This is a genomic window from Mycobacterium sp., from assembly GCF_040398885.1.
GTDB lineage: Bacteria > Actinomycetota > Actinomycetes > Mycobacteriales > Mycobacteriaceae > Mycobacterium.
Window position 1 is genome coordinate 1 of record NZ_JBBATF010000256.1, and the last position, 2,665, is coordinate 2,665.

Sequence of the window (2,665 nt, forward strand, 5' to 3'; positions counted from 1 at the left end):
GCGGCCACCATCATCTTGACGAACGGCATCTCGTCGGACACCCCGAGCGAGCCGTGCAACTGCATGGCCCGCGCGACCACGTCGTGCAGCACCCCCGGCATCGCGACCTTCACCGCCGCGATGTCGCGGCGCACCTTCCGGTAGTCCTGGTAGCGGTCGATCTTCCACGCGGTGCGCAGCACCAGCAGCCGGAACTGCTCGATCTGGATCCAGCTGTCGGCGATCTTCTCCTGCGTCATCTGGAAATCGCCCAGCAGGCCCTGGCGGGTCCGTCGCGACACCGCCCGCTCGCACATCATGTCGAAAGCCTTGCGCGCCAATGCGATGCTGCGCATGGCGTGGTGCACCCGCCCGCCGCCGAGCCGGGTCTGCGCGATCGCGAACGCCTGCCCCTCCCCGCCGAGCACATGGTCCGCCGGCACCCGAACATCGGTGTAGCGGACGTAGCCGTGCGAGGCGTGCGACGACTGCTCACCGCCCACCCCGACATTGCGGACGATCTCGATGCCCGGGGTCTCGGCCGGCACGATGAACAACGACATCTTCTGGCGGGTGCGGGCCTGCGGGTCGGTGACCGCCATGACGATGTAGAACGACGCGTAGCGGGCGTTGGAGGAGAACCACTTCTCCCCGTTGATCACCCAGTCCCCGCTTCCTGAGCCGTCGCGTTCCGCGCGGGTGGTGAACAGGCCCGGATCCGAACCGCCGTGGGGTTCGGTCATCGAGTAACACGACGAGATCTCCCCGTCGAGCAAGGGCTGCAGGTAGCGGTTCTTCTGCTCCTCGGTGCCGAACAGGGCGAGGATCTCGGCGTTCCCGGAGTCCGGGGCCTGCGAGCCGAAAACCGCGGGCGCCCAACGGGAACGGCCGACGATCTCGTTGAGCAGGGCCAGCTTGACCTGGCCGTAGCCCTGGCCGCCGAGCTCGGGGCTCAGGTGCGCGGCCCACAGCCCCTGAGCCTTGACCTGCTGCTGCAGCGGCCGCAGCACCCGCATCAGTTCGGGGTTCTTCTTGTCGTAGGGGTCCAGCGGCGCGTGATCCAGTGGCTCCAACTCCTCGCGCAGGAACTCCTCGACCCAGTCGAGCCTGCGCTGGTATTCCGGGTCGGTCTCGAAGTCCCACATGGTCTGGATGAACCTCCGGTCTCAGGGCAGCGCCACCGCGCGTCCGCCGACCACTCCATCATGCAGTCCGGCCTCCGATCACCTCGACGATGCGGCATGCTGTGAGCCGTGTTGCTGCTCAGCCGCCTGACCGGTCAGCAGGTGGTGGCCCCCGACGGGACACCGGTGGGGCGGCTGACCGACCTGACCATGCGGCTCGACGGCACCGAACGGGTGGACCGGTTGGTCGTCCGGCGGCCCGACGGCCGCATCGCCCTGCTGCCGTGGGATGGCGTCGGGCAGTTCCATCCCGACCGGGTGGTCGTCACCGCCGAGCCGGCCGGGACCACCGGCGCGCCGCCTCTGGAACCCGATGAGATCCTGCTGAAACGCGATGTGCTGGACACCCAGGTCGTCGACGTCGTGGGCCAGCGGCTGGCCCGGGTCGCCGATGTGGTGCTGAGCCGTGACCACGACGGCCGGCTGCGACTCCGCGGAGTCGACGTCGGCTTCTCCGGCGTGCTGCGCCGGCTTGGCCTGCGCCGGGTGCCGGCCGGTGCGGACATCGTGGCGTGGTCGGACCTGCATCTGACTTCCGAGCGCGGCCACACGGTGCAGCTGTCCACTCCGCGGGCGGCCGTGCACCGGCTGGACGCCCGCGGCCTGGCGGCGTTGGTCAGCCGGGTCGACGTCGAGGCGGCCGGCGACATCCTGGCGGTCGAGGACCCGGGCTTGGCCGCCGAGGCGGTTCGCGTCGCGCACCCGGATGTGGGGGAGCGGGTGCTGCGGGCGATGCCCGCCGCACTGGCGGCCCGGATCGTGGCGGCGATGCCGTCGGAGCACGCCGGGCCCTGGCGACACCGGCTGTCCCGACTGGAACCGTGGCGCGGACGCCGGTTCCTGCGGCACCGGGTGTGGCCGCACCGCCGTCATCTGATTCGCGACCGGCGCGCATGACCCGATTGCGCGCGAGGTGGGCCGCGCTGCTCGCCGTGCTCGGGCCGGGGTTGCTCGCCGGCCTGTCCGACGACGATCCGGCCGGCATCACCACCTACTCGGTGCTGGGCGCCGACCACGGTTATCAGTTGCTGTGGGTGCTGCTGCTGTCGACGGTGGCGCTGGTGGTCTTCCACGGCCTCGCCGCGCGGATGGGGGTGGTCACCGGTCAGGGGTTGATCGGGCTGGTCCGCCAGCGCTACGGCGTGCGGGTCGGCGGGTTGGTGCTGGCCGCCTTGGTGGTGGCCAACATCGGGACCACCTGCGCTGAATTCGCGGGTGTCGCAGCAGGTTTCGAGCTGTTCGGGGTGAGCCGCTACATCAGCGTCCCGGTGGCGGCGGTGGCGGTGTCGCTGCTGGTGCTGCGCGGCAGTTTCCACCGGGTGGAAAGGCTGCTGCTGATGCTGGCCACGGTGTTCCTGGCCTACATCGCCTCGGGATTCATGGCACACCCGGACTGGGGCGCGGCGCTGCGCGGGACCTTCGTGCCGAGCATGCCGATGACCGGCGCGGCGATCGCGATCGTCACCGCCACGCTGGGCACCACGCTGGCGCCGTGGGGGCTG

General features: G+C 70.7%; 3 protein-coding genes. 2 read left to right on the top strand and 1 reads right to left on the bottom strand.

Features of this window, described 5'->3' with window-relative positions:
- Nucleotides 1–1,124: acyl-CoA dehydrogenase family protein (locus ADBZ5U_RS15665; protein ID WP_526811732.1), on the bottom strand; the 1,124-nt coding region annotated here is incomplete at its 3' end.
- Between the two features lie 108 nt (nt 1,125–1,232).
- Here ADBZ5U_RS15665 and ADBZ5U_RS15670 point away from each other — a divergent pair.
- On the top strand, nt 1,233–2,060 hold the full coding sequence (locus tag ADBZ5U_RS15670; RefSeq protein ID WP_526811734.1) for a magnesium transporter: 828 nt from the start codon (nt 1,233–1,235) through the stop codon (nt 2,058–2,060).
- Nucleotides 2,057–2,665: NRAMP family divalent metal transporter (locus tag ADBZ5U_RS15675; RefSeq protein ID WP_526811736.1), on the top strand; the 609-nt coding region annotated here is incomplete at its 3' end. The genes ADBZ5U_RS15670 and ADBZ5U_RS15675, both read left to right, overlap by 4 nt.